The sequence below is a fragment of the Mesorhizobium sp. M0306 genome (genome assembly GCF_040321655.1).
Classification (GTDB): domain Bacteria; phylum Pseudomonadota; class Alphaproteobacteria; order Rhizobiales; family Rhizobiaceae; genus Mesorhizobium.
In genome coordinates, this window is record NZ_JAMYRY010000002.1 from 284,464 (window position 1) to 300,152 (window position 15,689).

Annotated in this window: 14 protein-coding genes and 1 pseudogene; 5 read left to right on the plus strand and 10 right to left on the minus strand. The window is 63.4% G+C overall.

What is annotated here, in order from left to right:
• Together NKI95_RS06305 and NKI95_RS06310 are read right to left on the minus strand one after the other, a co-directional pair.
• A pseudogene (locus tag NKI95_RS06305) lies at nucleotides 1-233 on the minus strand (type II toxin-antitoxin system Phd/YefM family antitoxin).
• A gap of 28 nt (nucleotides 234-261) precedes the next feature.
• Entirely contained in the window at nucleotides 262-690 is a 429-nt protein-coding gene (locus NKI95_RS06310) for a MarR family winged helix-turn-helix transcriptional regulator (RefSeq protein WP_352714969.1), read from the minus strand.
• 156 nt (nucleotides 691-846) lie between these two features.
• Here NKI95_RS06310 and NKI95_RS06315 point away from each other — a divergent pair, with 156 nt between their 5' ends.
• On the plus strand, nucleotides 847-1,215 hold the full coding sequence (locus NKI95_RS06315; RefSeq protein WP_352714971.1) for a hypothetical protein: 369 nt from the start codon (nucleotides 847-849) through the stop codon (nucleotides 1,213-1,215).
• Nucleotides 1,216-1,354: 139 nt separating this feature from the next.
• Here NKI95_RS06315 and NKI95_RS06320 read toward each other — a convergent pair whose 3' ends face one another.
• Nucleotides 1,355-3,400 carry an oxidoreductase gene (locus NKI95_RS06320; protein WP_352714973.1) on the minus strand — a complete coding sequence of 682 codons (2,046 nt, stop codon included), beginning with the start codon at nucleotides 3,398-3,400 and terminating at the stop codon, nucleotides 1,355-1,357.
• Nucleotides 3,401-3,514: 114 nt separating this feature from the next.
• Between NKI95_RS06320 and queF the strand changes: the two genes are divergently transcribed.
• Nucleotides 3,515-3,976 carry a preQ(1) synthase gene (queF, locus tag NKI95_RS06325; protein ID WP_023674394.1) on the plus strand — a complete coding sequence of 154 codons (462 nt, stop codon included), beginning with the start codon at nucleotides 3,515-3,517 and terminating at the stop codon, nucleotides 3,974-3,976.
• Nucleotides 3,977-4,005: 29 nt separating this feature from the next.
• On the opposite strand, the gene NKI95_RS06330 is transcribed toward queF, so the two are convergent.
• The 5 genes from NKI95_RS06330 to NKI95_RS06350 all read right to left on the minus strand — a co-directional run bounded on the left by NKI95_RS06330 (nucleotide 4,006) and on the right by NKI95_RS06350 (nucleotide 9,575).
• On the minus strand, nucleotides 4,006-5,190 hold the full coding sequence (locus tag NKI95_RS06330) for a mandelate racemase/muconate lactonizing enzyme family protein (protein ID WP_352714975.1): 1,185 nt from the start codon (nucleotides 5,188-5,190) through the stop codon (nucleotides 4,006-4,008).
• An 11-nt stretch (nucleotides 5,191-5,201) separates the two neighbouring features.
• The gene (locus tag NKI95_RS06335) at nucleotides 5,202-5,744 is read right to left on the minus strand and encodes a hypothetical protein (RefSeq protein WP_352714977.1); all 543 of its coding nucleotides are present in this window, start codon (nucleotides 5,742-5,744) and stop codon (nucleotides 5,202-5,204) included.
• Between the two features lie 4 nt (nucleotides 5,745-5,748).
• Entirely contained in the window at nucleotides 5,749-6,228 is a 480-nt protein-coding gene (locus NKI95_RS06340) for a DUF3828 domain-containing protein (protein ID WP_292656262.1), read from the minus strand.
• A 105-nt stretch (nucleotides 6,229-6,333) separates the two neighbouring features.
• On the minus strand, nucleotides 6,334-7,983 hold the full coding sequence (locus NKI95_RS06345; protein ID WP_352714979.1) for an ABC transporter substrate-binding protein: 1,650 nt from the start codon (nucleotides 7,981-7,983) through the stop codon (nucleotides 6,334-6,336).
• Between the two features lie 41 nt (nucleotides 7,984-8,024).
• On the minus strand, nucleotides 8,025-9,575 hold the full coding sequence (locus NKI95_RS06350) for a trimethylamine methyltransferase family protein (RefSeq protein WP_352465444.1): 1,551 nt from the start codon (nucleotides 9,573-9,575) through the stop codon (nucleotides 8,025-8,027).
• A 92-nt stretch (nucleotides 9,576-9,667) separates the two neighbouring features.
• Here NKI95_RS06350 and NKI95_RS06355 point away from each other — a divergent pair, with 92 nt between their 5' ends.
• Nucleotides 9,668-10,570, plus strand: coding sequence for a LysR substrate-binding domain-containing protein (locus NKI95_RS06355; protein ID WP_352714981.1), 903 nt, complete (start codon nucleotides 9,668-9,670; stop codon nucleotides 10,568-10,570).
• 17 nt (nucleotides 10,571-10,587) lie between these two features.
• Here NKI95_RS06355 and NKI95_RS06360 read toward each other — a convergent pair whose 3' ends face one another.
• Entirely contained in the window at nucleotides 10,588-11,577 is a 990-nt protein-coding gene (locus NKI95_RS06360; protein WP_352714982.1) for a zinc-dependent alcohol dehydrogenase family protein, read from the minus strand.
• A gap of 103 nt (nucleotides 11,578-11,680) precedes the next feature.
• On the opposite strand from NKI95_RS06360, the gene NKI95_RS06365 reads away from it, so the two are divergent.
• Entirely contained in the window at nucleotides 11,681-12,583 is a 903-nt protein-coding gene (locus tag NKI95_RS06365) for a LysR family transcriptional regulator (RefSeq protein WP_352714984.1), read from the plus strand.
• Between the two features lie 80 nt (nucleotides 12,584-12,663).
• Nucleotides 12,664-14,514, plus strand: a complete 1,851-nt coding sequence (mutL, locus tag NKI95_RS06370) for a DNA mismatch repair endonuclease MutL (protein ID WP_352714986.1) — start codon at nucleotides 12,664-12,666, stop codon at nucleotides 14,512-14,514.
• 243 nt (nucleotides 14,515-14,757) lie between these two features.
• Here mutL and NKI95_RS06375 read toward each other — a convergent pair whose 3' ends face one another.
• Entirely contained in the window at nucleotides 14,758-15,651 is an 894-nt protein-coding gene (locus tag NKI95_RS06375; protein ID WP_352714988.1) for a DMT family transporter, read from the minus strand.
• Nucleotides 15,652-15,689: the final 38 nt, after the last annotated feature.

A 15,689-nucleotide genomic window follows, 5' to 3' on the forward strand; every position in this document is an offset into this window, starting at 1 on the left:
TCATGGTCCGGCCTTGCGAACCGACCTGATAAGCCGAGGCGGAAGGTCATCCTCATCACCGGGAAATGCTGCCAGCAATTGTCCAAAGCTGGGCACACGCGGAGTCTTTCGTAGTCCTGAAACGACGAAATGACCGCCTGCTTGCGCCCACGCCGGGTGATGACGGCCGGTTCTCCCGCGACGACCTCATCAAGCACCGCCGAGAGTGTAGCCCTGGCATCCTTCAGCGAAATTCGCGCAGGCCTTTGCTAGCCTTAATTTCTAACCCTCGACATTGGCCCGCAACGCGGCCAGCACCTCTGCAAACTCCGCCAGCCTGTCGTCGGACAGTCCTTTCCGCAGCCGCTTGTCGAAGGCTAACGCGGCGGTGCGCAATTTCAGGAACAATGCCTCTCCGGCTTGGGTCAGCTCCACCTGGTGAACCCGGCGGTTCTCGGGATCGCGGCGCCGCATCAGCAGGCCTTGGGTCTCCATGGCGTTGAGATGGTGGGTCAGCGTTGCGCCCCGAATGCCGATCATGCCGGCTAGCTCGCGTTGGTTGGCCAGCTCCCGCGACTTGACCGACAGCAAAGTGACCCAGACCGGCAGCGTGCCGCCGGCTTCGACCAAGGCAGCGTCGAAAGCCTGCGCGACCAGCTTGGCGGTGCGGGCGAGATTCATCCCGATCGGCGGGCGGTCAAAGGGCGTCATGGTCCAACACTAGAACAAGGGCAAAGCCTATGGAACCGGCTCGAGCTTATGCATTGACATCTAATCATTTGATATCTATCAATATGGTTAGCGGCGGGCAAGAGAGGAAATGCGGTCATGCAATATGTCTACATCATCGTCCTCGGCCTTCACGTCATGGCGGGCATGTTCTGGGCCGGCACCACCATCGCGGTTGCCCGCGAACCGGAGATCAGGGCGGAACGTTTCTTCCGGCCGCAAATGGGCGCGGCCGGCGTGGTTTTCCTTACGGGTTTGCTGCTTTGGTATTTCTTCCACAACGGCTCTTTCGGCTCCATGGAGAAAGTCCTGGCGCTGGGCATCTTGACTGCGTTGATCGCCGCCGCGGTTCAGGGCGCACTGGTGGGTTCCGCCAGCAGACAGCTGGCCGGCGCTGATGCGGCGAAGCAGACCCAGTTGCGCGCGAAGATGACAAAAGGTGAACGCATCGCCGGCGGGCTGCTGGTCATCACCGTGTTTTGCATGGCTACCGCCAGGATGTTTTGAGCGTCCTGCCGCAATCGCAAGATCGTACGGTGCCCGGCGATGGCCGGCGGCGTGCGCGGCGCGCAGACCGGACCGAAGTACCGTGGTGGCTCTCCGTACGGAGGTTCGGCTGCGCGCCACCAATCAATCCAAATATTCCTCAGATCCGCAAGCCGAACCTGATGCCGTCATAGATTGCGGCATGGATGTTGCGCGAGGCGATTGCGTCGCCGATGCGGAAGAGCACGAAGCCACCCTGCGGATTGCGCACCGGAAAGATGTCGCCGCCACTGACCAGCTTTTCGTAATCGATCGCGCCGGCGTTCTTCGACAGCGGCTTCAGCGCCAGATAGAGATCGTCGAGCGGCAGCGTGCCATGCTCGACCACCACCTGGTCGACCCGCCGCTCTCCGCGCCAGCCATCGGCGAAGTCGGAGGCGAGCTCGGCGATCAGCTGGTTGCCCTCGCGTCGCACCGAACGCAGCCGTGTGTTGATGGTCACCGTGACACCCTTTTCCTGGAAGGCGCGCATGTAGGGCACATGGTTCATGCCGCCCATTTCCGGGGCGAAGAAGCGCTCTGGTGAAACCAGCTCCAGCCTGGCGCCGCTATTGGCGATCAGTTCGGCAGCACCCATGCCCTGATGGCCGCCATTGTCGTCATAGAGCAGTACATTCTCGGCCGGCTTGACGCTGCCGGCCATGATGTCCCAGCTCGAGGTGACGAGATTGTCGCCCGCCGTCAGAGGCGGGTTCTGCGGCAGCCCGCCGGTGGCGATCACCACCACGTCGGGCGACAGCGCCAGCACGTCGTCCTTCTCCGCCCAGGTATCGTAGCGGATCTCGACGCCGAGCCGGTCGAGTTCGGCCAGACGCCAGTCGATGATGCCGATCAATTCCTTGCGGCGCGGGTTCTGCGTTGCCAGCCGCACCTGGCCGCCGGCCCGGCTCGATGCTTCCAGCACCGTCACCTGGTGCCCGCGTTCGGCGGCGACGCGCGCTGCCTCCAGCCCGCCGGCGCCGGCGCCGACGACGACCACCTTCCGCTTCGGTCCCTCGGTTTTCGGAATAATATGCGGGATATCAGCCTCGCGGCCCGTCGCCGCATTGTGGATGCACAGCGCCTCGCCGCCCTCATAGATGCGGTCGAGGCAGTAGGTTGCGCCGACGCAAGGACGGATCTCGTGCTCGCGGCCCTCCATCACTTTTTTGACGATGTGCGGGTCGGCGATATGGGCACGCGTCATCCCGACCATGTCGAGCTTGCCGGTGGCGATGGCGTGACGCGCGGTGGCGACGTCGGAAATCCGCGCCGCGTGGAAGGTCGGGAATTTGGTCGCCGCCCTGATCTCGCCGGCAAAGTCGAGATGCGGCGACGAGCGCATGCCGGTCACCGGGATGACTTTTGTCAGCGCGGCGTCGGTCTCGATCGAGCCCCGGATGATATTGAGGAAATCGACCTTGCCGGAGCCGGCCAGCCGCCTGGCGATTTCGACGCCTTCCTGTTTCGACAGGCCTTTCTCGAAATCCTCGTCGGCGACCATGCGGATGCCGACGACGAACTTTTCGCCGACCGCGGCACGCACCGCATCGAGCACCATGCCGGTGAAGCGCAGCCGGTTGTCGAGCGAGCCGCCGAAATCGTCGTCGCGCTGGTTGGTGGCCGGCGACCAGAAGCCGTCCATCAGGTGGCCGTAGGCCTCGAATTCGATGCCGTCGAGACCGGCTGCCTGGCAGCGCTGGGCGGCCGCCGCATAGTCGGCGACGATGCGCTCGATATCCCAGTCCTCGATAGTCTTGGGAAAGGCGCGATGCGCCGGTTCGCGCACCGGCGAAGCCGACAGCACCGGCAGCCAGTCGGCCTTGTTCCAACCGGTGCGGCGGCCGAGATGGGTGATCTGTATCATCACCTTGCAATCGTGCTCGTGGCAGGCATCGGTAAGCTCGGCGAGCCATGGCACGATACGGTCGTCATAGACATGCAGATTGCCAAAAGCGGCCGGGCTGTCGCGCGAGACGATCGCCGAACCGGCGGTCATGGTCAGCGCCATGCCGCCCTTGGCCTTTTCGGCATGGTAGAGCCGGTACCGCTCCTTTGGCATGCCGTCCTCGGAATAGGCCGGCTCATGGCTGGTCGACATCACCCGGTTCTTCAGCGTCAGATGCTTGAGCTGATAGGGCTGGAGGAGCGGGTCATTGCTAGTCATCGTCTTCCTGCTGTTTCAAATTGTGCTAATGAGCGGCAAATTTTTGTTTTTACGCATGTCGCTGTCCCAAAATCGCTGCGCAGTTTTGGGCGACATGCAGCAAGGAACCTGCTCATGACCGATACGAAAAACCTCACCCAGCTCGGCACCAACGTCGAGGCGCCACAGAGCCCTGAAGCGGCAGTCCTGGAAACCGTGCCGTTTTCGCGCGGCGACGGCCCGCCGGCCATCGTTCGCTTCACCTGCCCGGAATTCACTTCGCTCTGCCCGGTCACCGGCCAGCCGGACTTCGCCCATATCGTCATCGACTACGCACCCGATGCGCTGCTGGTGGAATCGAAGTCGCTCAAGCTGTTCATGACCTCGTTTCGCAACCATGGCGCCTTCCACGAAGAATGCACCGTCATGATCGGCCGCCGCATCATCGCCGCGACCAAGCCATTGTGGTTGCGCATCGGCGGCTACTGGTATCCGCGCGGCGGCATTCCGATCGACGTGTTCTGGCAAACCGGTGCGCCGCCGGAAGGTGTGTGGCTGCCCGACACCGGCGTCGCCCCCTATCGCGGGCGCGGGTGAGCCTGAGTTTCTGAGGAAAATACGTTGCATCAGTTGAGCGGGAGCCGCCGGTAGCGGCCGGGATTGTTCGGGTCGCTGAAATGGCCCATCGGCCCGTGTTCGGCGAAGTGGCCCGCCCAGCGCTTCATCGCAGCCGGATCGAGCTCGACGCCCAGCCCGTCACCCTCCGGCACGCGCACCGTATTGCCCGTCTGGCGGAAAGGACCGTCCTTGATGACATCGCCGATCTGCCAGCGAAACAGCGACTGCGACGCTTCGGTGATCCACGGTGTCGCCGCCACGACGTGCAGATAAGCCGATGTCATGATACCGAGATCGTTCGAATAGCACCAGAACCCCTTGCCCATCGCCTCACAGGCGGCGATGAATTTCAGAGTTTTCGACAATCCGCCGAGTGCTGCGAAATTGCAGACGAAGTAATCCGGCGCACCGAGCGCGACTGCCCGTCTGAGATCCGGGATGTGCGTGGAGAACGGAATGCGCGAATGCTGGCGCAGCGCTGCCATCTCCTCGAAGGTCGCGACCGGATCCTCGTAATTGCGGATGTTGAACGGCTCGATCTCGCGCAGTACCCAGCGCGCTGTGGTCAGCGACCACTGCATGTTGGAATCGAGTTTGATCTGCGCCTTGTCGCCAAGCGCCTCGCGCAGCATGCGCACTGTCCTGATCTCGAGCTCGGGATCGCCCATGATCAGCTTGCCCTCGAAGATCGTCGAGCCGTGCTGTTCTCGCATGCCGAGACAGTAGTCGACGATCGCTTCGGCGGTCATCTCGCCGCCGGCTCCGCTTTGAGCGGGGCGAAAGGCGAAATATTCCGAAAACGGAATGTCCTTGCGCACCGCGCCGCCGAGCAGCTTATAGAGCGGCATGCCGAAGACCTTGCCTCTTATATCCCACAGCGCCAGTTCGACGGCGCCGAACGCCACCGTGGCTGCGTTCTCGCCGGTGTTGGCGGTGATCTGCCAGGGCGGCACACAGCGCGCCTCGCAGTCGGCGATGTCGAGCGGATCGGCGCCAATCAGCGCCGGCGCGATCTCGGCCTTGATCACCTCGCCGAAATGCCACCATGGCGCCTCGCCCAGTCCGACCACGCCTTCGTCCGTCTCGACCTCGATGATCGATTTCGAGGCGCCGCCGTAGAGACCAGCCGTCCACCAGAACGGAGCATCGAGCGGGACGTTGACGTGGGTGACGCGGATGTTGCTGATCTTCATCGGTTCCGTTCTCACTCACACTGGTATTGGCTTAGCGCCCATTCGCCGGTCACCGAGAGCAGGTCCGATATTTTCCAGTCGCCGTCGACCTTTTTGAACTTCCATTCCAGCCGGTGCGGATTGCCGGAGACGACGAAAGCGACGACCACCTTGGCCGCATCGCCCTTGACCGCTTCGATGGTCTTCAGGCTCTTGTCGATCTCCGCCTCGTCGTATTCGGCATTGTCGAGCGCCATGTTGGGATCGAGGCACTCGCCCTGCCCCGACTTCCGCAGCGCGTCGCTCTTGTCCAGCACCGACTTTGCCGGGTCGGTGAAATGGCCCCGCTGAGCCGGATCGACCTCGAGCCCGGCATGCTCGTAGAACGGCTTCACCACCGCAGTCGGCGAGCCAGGCTGCACGGGTGCGGCCGGCGCGTTTTCTGCCGGCGGCAAAACTGCCGGCGGAGGTGCCGCACTGTCGGCCGGCGCGCCCAACAAGCCCTGGGCGGCGGCGCTGCTCAATCCGGCCAGCAGCCACGCAGTCGCCAGAACCCAGGGACGGCAGCAGAGCACGGCATCACTCCGGCGGCTGCCCGGCCAGGCATTCGAGCGCACTCAGCGTCCAGCCGCTGGTCTTCGAGGTAATGTCGGCGATCTTCCACTGGCCGTCGACCTTTTTCAACGACCAGACCATTTCGCGTTTGGAATCATCGCCTTCCGGGAAAAGGTTGAACGTCGCCGTCACCTCGGCGCTGTCGCCATTGAGCGTTTCAGCCAGGGTCAGCGTCTTGGCCACGGTCTTCTCGTCATAGTCCTGCGCATCGAGACCAGGGGCGAAGTCGATGCAGGGAACTTCATCCGGATGGTTCTTTGCCGCATTGTCGTTCAGTTCGAACAGTTTCGTCACTGGCGCGGTGAAGCGGTCGCGATATTGCGCATCGGCCTCGAATTTGACCGACGGGACATAGAAGAACTTCACGGCGTTGGCAGCAGGGCCGGCAAACGCGGCCGCCGGCAAGGCCATCGAAAGCGCGGCAACAAAAAGTGGCAGTTTCATGCGTGTCCCCGATTGTTCACTGACGGAAGCTATCAGTACCACGCATCTTGCCTGTCGGCTTTCTTGCGGTCCATGAAATCCTGCAACGCGTCCTCTGCTGGCAACTCAGGCGTTCAGCCAGACGTTCTGGAGATCCATCTCGAAGGTTTGGTGGACACCGTAGTTCTTCACCTTCTCGTTCATGTGGCTGAACAGCTTCTGCCAAAACGGCTGAATGATGACGCCCGAATCCTGCAGGATCTGCTCGATATCCTTCATGACCTCGCGGCGCTTCTCGACGTCGATAAGCGAGAGAGCCTGCTTGAGCTTGGCATCGAAATCAGGGTTCGAGTAGCCGGTTTCGTTCCAGGCCTCGCCGGTGCGATAGCCGAGCGCCAGCACCTGGACGCCAAGCGGGCGCATGTACCAGATGGTCATCGAATAGGGGTATTTCGTCCAGTCGTTCCAGAAGGTCGAACCCGGCAGCACGGTGCGCTTCACCTTGATCCCGGCATCGCGCAACTGGCCGGCAATAGCGTCGCCGGTGTTCTTTTGCCAATCGTCCTCGACGGTGATCAGTTCATGCTCGAAGTCGGCCTGCCCGGCCTCCGCCATCAGCTTCCTGGCCCCCGCGGCGTCGCGTGTCTTCTTGGGCAGCGCGTAGTATTCCGGATGAATCGGGCTGACGTGGTGGTTTTCACCAACAGTGCCTCGCCCGGCGTAGCCAAGTTCGAGCACCGCTTTGTTGTCGACGGCCATCTGGAGGGCGTTGCGAACCCGCTTGTCGTCATAGGGCTTGTTCGTGATGTTGGTCCGGGCGACGAGCGTGGTCGCTGTCGCGACCTCCGATTTTACCAGCCCCATCTTGTCGAGAATGTCTATGAAGTCGGCCGGCGTCTCGAAGTTGAGATCGATTTCGCCGGAGTCGAATGCATTTATCGAGGCGTTGAAATCGGTTCCGTAGTCGATGAATTCGACGCCGTCGAGAAGCGCTTCACCGCCCCACCACTTGCCAGTCTCACGACGCTTGACGATCGCTTTCTGGCCGACCGAATAGGACACCAGTTCGAACGGCCCGGTGCCAATCGGCTTCTCGATCGGATTGGCGCCATCGGCGTCGAAGTTGCGATGGACCACGAGCGCCGGATAGTCGGTGAAGTTCGGGATCAGCGAGATGTCCGGTTCGTTCAGCTTCAGCTTCACCGTGTTGTCGTCGACCTTGGTGATCGCCCCTTCCCTGGCCTTGCCGGTCTTTGCATCGATCAGCGCACCGACGCGCGCGGCCATGGAATTGCCGGCGGCAGCCTTTTCGCACCAGCGCGTCAGATTATAGGCCACATCATCGGCGCTGAAAGCATCGCCGTTGTTCCAGGCGATGCCCTTGCGAACATGCAGCACGTATTCCGTGGCGTCGTCGTTGACCTCCCAGCTTTCGAGCAGAACCGGCTCGAAAGTGAACTGGCGGGTGTAGCGGACAAGCGGCTCCAGCCAGCAGCGTGAAATGTTCGCAAGTTCCACCCAGTCGTAGGTGCGCGGATCCTTTTGTGCCTTCACCGACATCGAAACGTGGAGCGTGCCGCCTTTCTTCGGCTCTTCAGCCAAAGCCCGCTGCGGCACGGCAAGGCCGATCATGCCGTAGGCAAAGGCCGTCGATGCGCCGAACGCGCTTGCCAGAGCCAGAAACTCGCGCCGATCCACACGACCTGCACGAGCCTCGCTGGCCATCGCTTCGATGGCGCTCGGTACGCGATCACCGTTGCTTCTGAAGAGTGACATTTTTTCCTCCGTTATGGTTCCCATCGGGTCTTCGCCCGTTATCAACTAACGCTGTCCGGCAGTTTCTCCTCGCGCCGCGCAATCAAATCTTTGAGACCATCGGCGATGCCCTCATCGAGCTTCGGCTCCTCGTAGTCGGCGAGCATGTTGCGCGCTTTCTCGCGGCCGCGGGTGTCGTGGTCCTTTGCTCCTTCCGCCTTCCACTGTTCGAACGAATTGAAATCCATGATGCTCGGTATGAAGAAGGCGGACTCGAAATGTTCGAGCGTGTGCTGGGTGCCAAGGAAATGGCCCTGCGGTCCGACCTCGCGGATAGCCGCCATAGCCTCCTTGAAATCGTCGAATGGCAGCCCGCCAGCATATTTGTACCAGCCGACAAGCTGCTCGCAGTCGGTGGCAAATTTCGAATAGCCGCAGGTCAGGCCGGCCTCGAGCCAACCGGCGGAGTGCCAGATGTAGTTGGCGCCGGCAAGGATGGCCGCATGCATCAGCATGTTCGCCTCGTAGCCCGCCTGGGCGTCGTTCAGCTTCGAGCCGACATGGAAACCGGACGTGCGCCACGGCAGCCGATACTTCCGCGCCAGAGCGCCCATGAGATACATCATCTGGGCCGCCTCCGGCGTGCCGCCCATGGGAGCGCCGGTCTTCATGTCGACCGTCACCATGAACTGTCCGTAGATCTGCGGCGAACCCGGACGCAAGAGCTGTGTGAACGCGACGCCCGCCAGCGCTTCGGCATTGACCTGCGCGACCGCACCGACGGCAGAGGCCGAAGTCGAGGCGCCGCAAAGGGCGAACGGCGCGAGGATCAGCGGCTGGTTGTGGCGCGCATAGACTTTCATCGCGTCCAGCATGGTGGCGTCCCAGACCAGCGGCGAATTGCAGTTGGTGATGGCCACCAGGACCGGGTTGTCGCGGACATAGTCCTCGCCGAACACGATACCTGCCATCGCCATCGTGTCTTCGGCTCGATCCTTGGAGGTCACGATGCCCATGAACGGCTTGTCGGAGTGCTTCAGCGCCGAATGGATGATGTGGAGGTGACGCTTCGGCACCGCGATTTCCATCGGCTCGCAGATGATCGAGCTCGACGAATGCAGCGCCGGCGCCATGTAGGCGAGCTTGTGGAAATTGTTGAGGTCGGCGAGTGTGCCGTAGCGCCTGTTGTTGTCGAGGTCGCGCACGTAAGGCGCCCCGTACATCGGCACGAAGATTGAGTTGTTGCCACCCACACGTACGGAACGCTGGGGATTCCTCGCATTGAGCGTGAACTCCGACGGGACCTTCGATACGAGGTCCATCAGCAGGGCGCGGTCTATGCGGACCCTTGTCTCCGAGACATCGGCGCCCGCCGCCTTCCACATTGCAATAGCCTCGTCGTCGCGGAACTCGCATCCCACCTCTTCTAGGATGCTGAGCGATTCCTGGTGAATGAGCTCCACCGCCTCGTCCGGGACCATCTGATACACCGGAATCTTGCGAACCAGGGTCGGAAATGACGCTACGGGAGCTCCCCGCAGCGCCTTGCGCCCCAGGCGGCCACCCGCGCGACGATTGGTGTGTTCGCTCACTTCAACGGCCGGTGCGTTCATGGAGGCTCCATATTCCTGTTGGTGACCAATCTAGCCAGACAAAATGCAGCTGTGACGCTGGAAAATCCTGATCTCTTGTATAAGCTCAGCTTATGCGAAACTTACGCCACCTGCTGCCGTCGGCCGGCAGCCTGATCGTCTTCGAGGCCGCCGGGCGGCTGTCGAGCTTTACCGCCGCCGGGCGCGAGCTCGGCATGACGCAGGCTGCCGTTTCCTATGCGATCCGTGGGCTCGAAGAGCAGCTCGGCGCGAAACTCTTCCAGCGCCGCCACCGGCAAGTCAGCCTTACCGAGGCCGGCGACCGCTTCCATGCCGACGTCTCGCTCGGCCTGTCGCACATTCGCAAGTCGGCGGAAGACCTGCGCCAGATCGCCGTCGGCGCTCATGTGACGCTCGCCGCCTCGACCGCTTTCGCCTCATTCTGGATGATGCCGCGCCTGCAGCAGTTTCGCGACGAACTGCCGGGCATCGACCTGCGCATCCAGACCGCCGACCGCGATCTCGACATCATCGCCGAGGATATCCCGCTCGGTGTCCGCGGCGGCGAGCCAAAAGAATGGCCGGATTATCATTCGCTGCCGCTGGCCGACGAAGTGATATTCCCCGTTGCCGGTGTTAGTTATGTGGCCCGGTTCGGGCTGCCGGAGCGTGTCGCGGACCTTCAATCGCACCGCCTCATCCATCTCGAAGAGCCGTTTCGCGAGGCCGCCAGCTGGGACGAATGGTTCGCCTCGGCCGGTGTCGATATCGCCGATGCCGGACGGGGTCTACGCATCAACGACTATGCGCTGGTGATCCAGGCAGTCATGGAAGGGCAAGGTATCGCGCTCGGCTGGGGTCACCTCGCCGAGCGGCTGCTGGCATCGGGGCTGCTGGTGCGCGTCACCGGCCACACGATGACGACCGGCAAGGGCTTTCATGTCATCTGGTCAAGGAACCGCGAGCTCAGCGACAATGCCCGCAAGGTTCGGGACTGGCTGGCGGCGCAAGCGTGAGGCCGATAAATGCCCGGTCAAACCGTTACGACGATCTTGCCGAATTGTTCGTTCGATTCGAGATAACGGTGCGCCTCGACGATCTGGTCGAACGGAAAGGTTCTGGCGATTGCCGGCTTCAGCGAACCCGAGCTCAGTCCGTCAAGGATGAACGCCTTGGCGGCCTGCAGCCGGACCGGATCGCGCACGATCTCATGGACGAGATAACCGCGCAGCGTCAGTGTCTTTGCCAGCACTGCAGGTAGCGGAAAAGGTGTCGGATCGAGGCTCAAGCCGCCATATTCGATGAGAATGCCACCCGGAGCCATCGCTGCCGTCAGAGGCTCGAAAATCGGGCCGCCGACGGCGTCGAACACCACGCGCACGCCGTCCGGGCCGGCGATTTGCTTCAGCCTGGCTTCCAGATCCTCCTCTGCCGAGGCGATGACGTGGATCGCGCCGAACTCAAGCAGAGCCCGCTTCTTGGCAGATGTCCGTGTGACCGCGATCGGGGTCGCGCCAATCATGTTGGCGATCTGGATCGCCGCAAGTCCGACGCTGCTCGACGCCGCGGTGATAACGACAAAGTCCTCCCTGCCAAGTTTGGCAATGTCGACCAGCGCACCGCAGGCCGTGAGATATTGCATCCACGCTGCGGCGGCCTCTTCCCAGCTCAGCGATGGCGGGTGCTTGACGACGAGCTCGGCGGGATATGTGGCAATCTCACCATAGGCAGGCCAGCGGGCCATCGACAATGGCGGCACCACGCTGACGGCATCGCCCGGCGCAAACCCGTCCACGCCTTCACCGACCATCTCGACGATACCCGCCGCCTCGAGCCCAAGACCGGAAGGCAACGGCGCGGTCTGGATATATCTGCCTGAACGCAGCAGCGCCTCGGCCCGGTTGAGGCCCAACGCCTTGACACGGATCTGAACCTCGCCCCGCCCAGGCGCGGACATGTCGACATTCTCGATGCGCAGAACCTCGGGACCACCCAGCTCATAAAAACGAACGACACGTGCCATCGGTCACGACTCCAAAATATTTGAACTGAATGTGCTATGCCAGCGGCGATCAGGCGGATAAATGGCCGTTTGAGTAGATCAGCAGAAACTGTGGGTTTTGAATATGGATCGCCTTACTAGCATGGCCGTGTTCGTCAAAGCCGTCGACCTGGGCTCGTTCGCAGCCGCGGCGGCCGCTCTCGATCTGTCCGGGCCGATGGTCGGCAAGCATGTCCGGTTTCTCGAGGAGCGCCTGGGCGTGCGCCTCATCAACCGGACCACGCGCCGCCAAAGCCTGACGGATTTCGGGCGCGCCTATTATGAACGCTGCCGGCTGGTGCTTGCTGAAGCGGAGGCCGCGGATGCGTTGGCGGCCGACCAGCTTGCCGAGCCGCGCGGAAAGCTGCGCGTCCTCATGCCGATGCATTTCGGCCGGCGCTGCGTTGCCCCGATCCTGTTCGGGCTTGCGCAGCAATATCCCGCGCTGGAACTTGACCTATCGTTCAGCGATGCCATCGCCGACCTCGCCGAGGATGGCTGCGACTTCGCTGTCCGCACGGGCGATCTGGAGGACCAGACCGGGGTGATAGCGCGTCGCATCGCGCGCCAGCACATGGTCGTCTGCGCGTCGCCGCCCTATCTCGACAGGCACGGCCAGCCGCAGCAGATAGATGACCTCGGCAGCCATGACGCGATCATCTACCGCCGTTCCGGGCGTGCCGTTCAGCCGTGGCTGTTTCCGCACAACGGCCAGCCCGCGATGCAGGTTAAGCCCGTCGGCAGATTATGGCTCGACGATCTCGATGCCATCGCCGATGCCGCGGCCGCCGGCATGGGGCTCGCCTGGTTGCCATACTGGCTGGTTCGCGAGCGCATTCAGGCGGGTGTCCTTGTCCCGCTGTTGCCGGAACAGCCGAAGTTTCTCTATGATGTCCATGCGCTGTGGTTGCAGACGCCTCATCTGCCGATGAAAGTCCGCCTTGCCGTCGATGCTTTGGCGGCAGCGCTGCCCAAGCTCATGAGTTGAGTGCACGGCCGTGGTCAGCTGCGTGGATTTCCTCAATTCCGCCCTCCCGCATCGACCACGAATCCGCCTATAGTGCTGCCATGCCCATCCGCCAGCTTTCCGAAACGATGATCAACCAGATCGCCGCCGGCGAAGTCATCGAGCGCCCGGCAAGCGTGGTCAAGGAACTGGTCGAGAATGCACTCGACGCCGGCGCAAGCCGTGTCGAGATCGTCACCGCCGGTGGCGGGCTGAACCTGATCCGCGTCAGCGACGACGGCTTGGGCATTCCGGAAAAGGAATTGGCGCTGGCGATTGCGCGCCATTGCACCTCCAAGCTCGCCGACAACATTCACGACATTCGCTCGCTTGGCTTCCGCGGCGAAGCCTTGCCTTCGATCGGCTCGGTGGCGCGGCTGTCGATCCGCTCGCGCACCGCGTCCAGTGACAACGCCGCCGAGATCGGTATCGACGGCGGCCGCGTCTCCGCCGTCAGGCCGGCGGCGGCCAATCGCGGCACCACGGTCGAGGTGCGCGACCTGTTCTTCGCCACGCCGGCGCGGCTCAAATTCATGAAGGGCGAGCGCGCCGAAAGCTCGGCCATTGGCGACGTGGTCAAGCGCATCGCCATTGCCTTCCCCGCCGTGCGCTTCACCCTTGCCGGCCCGGACCGCTCGACGCTGGAACTGCCGGCGACCGACGACAGCCCGGAAGGCCGGCTGCGTCGGGTGGCACAGGTGATGGGCGCCGACTTTCCCGACAATGCGATCGCCATCGACGCGATGCGGGACGGCGTGCATCTCGCTGGCCATGTCTCGGTCCCCTCCTTCAGCCGCGCCAACGCGCTGCAGCAATACGCCTATGTCAACGGCCGCCCGGTGCGTGACAAACTGATCGCCGGCGCCATTCGCGGCGCCTTCGCCGACGTGCTGCCGCGCGACCGCCATGCCGTCACCGTGCTGTTCCTGACGCTCGATCCGGCGATCGTCGACGTCAACGTCCATCCGGCCAAGGCAGACGTGCGCTTCCGCGACCCGGGGCTGGTGCGCGGGCTGATCGTCGGCGCCATCCGCGAAGCGCTGGCCCATGCCGGCATCCGCGCCGCCACCACCGGGGCCGCCGGCATGATGGCGGCGTTCCGGCCAGGCGCGGCATCCTATGCGCATGGCGGCCCGGCCAACGGCCATCGTAGCTACGAGGCCGCTTACCGGGCCTCCGGCTTTGCCGGGTTCGATCCTGCCCGCTCGCCACAGCGGCCGCTCGATATGGGCGGCGGCTTCGGCGAGGACGACCAGGCGGCCTTCGACGCCGGGCCGCTGCACAGCGCCGACGTGCGCGCCGGGCAAAACAAAGCGGCGGAGACGCTGCTCGGCACGGCATTGGGCGCGGCGCGCGCGCAAGTGCATGAGAACTATATCGTTGCCCAGACCAGGGATTCGCTTGTCATCGTCGACCAGCATGCGGCGCATGAGCGGCTGGTCTACGAGGCCTTGAAGAATGCCCTCCACTCACGCGCGGTGCCGTCGCAGATGTTGCTGCTGCCCGAGATCGTCGATCTGCCGGAGGAAGACGCCGAACGGCTCGCCATGCACTCCGAGACGCTGGCTCGCTTCGGCCTCGGCATCGAGCGCTTCGGCCCCGGTGCCGTTGCGGTGCGCGAGACGCCGTCGATGCTCGGCGAGACCAACGTCCAGCAGCTGGTGCGCGACCTCGCCGACGAGATCGCCGACAACGACACGGTCGACACGCTGAAGGAGCGGCTGGACAAAATAGCCGCGACTATGGCCTGCCACGGCTCGGTGCGTTCCGGCCGCCTGCTCAAACCGGAAGAGATGAACGCGCTGCTGCGCCAGATGGAGGCGACGCCGGGCTCCGGCACCTGCAACCACGGCCGCCCGACCTATATCGAGCTCAAGCTCGCCGACATCGAGCGGCTGTTCGGGCGACGGTAGGGCCTGCGGCTTACGACGTCCGCTGGCGCAGCCCCTCTCCGGCCGCTCCGCGGCCACCTCTCCCCCACTTTAGTGGGGGCGAGGAAACGCTAATCGCCAAAGGCCGCAACCTTGAAAACCTTGGGTTCCTCGCCCCACAAGGTGGGGAGAGGTGGTTTGCGAAGCAAACCGGAGAGGGGAAATCAAAAAGAGCCGTTCGATACGGCTCTTTTTAATTCAAGCCAGCCTTTCGTACCCTCTGATTCACCTCTTCAAATTCACCACGATGACACCGCCGAGCGCCAGTGCGCCGCCGATTATGCCGAGCAGCGTCGGCACCTCGCCCAGCCAGAAGAAGCCGATCAGCGTCGCCACCGGCGACACCAGATAAAGGAAGTTCGAGGCACGCGCCGCCGGCAGCCGGGAAAGTGCTGTTGCCCACGCGGCATAGGCGATCAGGCTGGGCACGATGCCGAGAAAGATGACCGCGCCGAGCCCGGCCGTATCGGCGACCGCCGCCTGCGCCAGGCCGCTTGGCAGGAACGGTGACAGGCAGAGCGCGCCAAGCACCATGTTCGAGGCCGAGATGGTCAGCGGGTGGTGGCGACCAAACAGCGGCTTCTGGACGATGGTGTTGACGGCCGAGCACAGCGCCGAGCCGAGGACAAGCAGCGCACCATTGTTGAAATGCAGCCCTTGCCCCTCGCCCATGGCGATGATGCCGATTCCGGCGAAGGACAGGAACGTGCCGGCCCAGGCCAGGCCCGAGAAGCGTTCGCCGAGCAGCGCCATCGCCATGATGGCAGTGAAGATCGGGCTGACATTGATGATGAAGCCGGCCGCACCGGCCGAAACGGTCAGCTCGCCGAAATTGAGCATCACCGTGTAAAGCGCGACGAAGACGGCACCACCGAAGACAAAGCGCCAGAGTTCATCGAGCCTGGGCAGTGCCGGCCGCTTGACCGCGAGGAAGATCGCCGCCGGAACCGCGGCGATGGCAAAGCGCAGCGCGCCGAGTTCCAGCGGCCCGAAGGCGGCAAGGCCGGCGCGGATCGCCGGAAAGGCGGAGGCCCAGCCGACCACCGTCAGCGCCACCGCGATGGCCGCCGTGGCATCCATGCGCTGTGTCGTATTCAACGTGCCGGTGTAAGCGGTCATCTCGGTGTCCTCGCGATCCAATGCCATGAAGTAGAGAA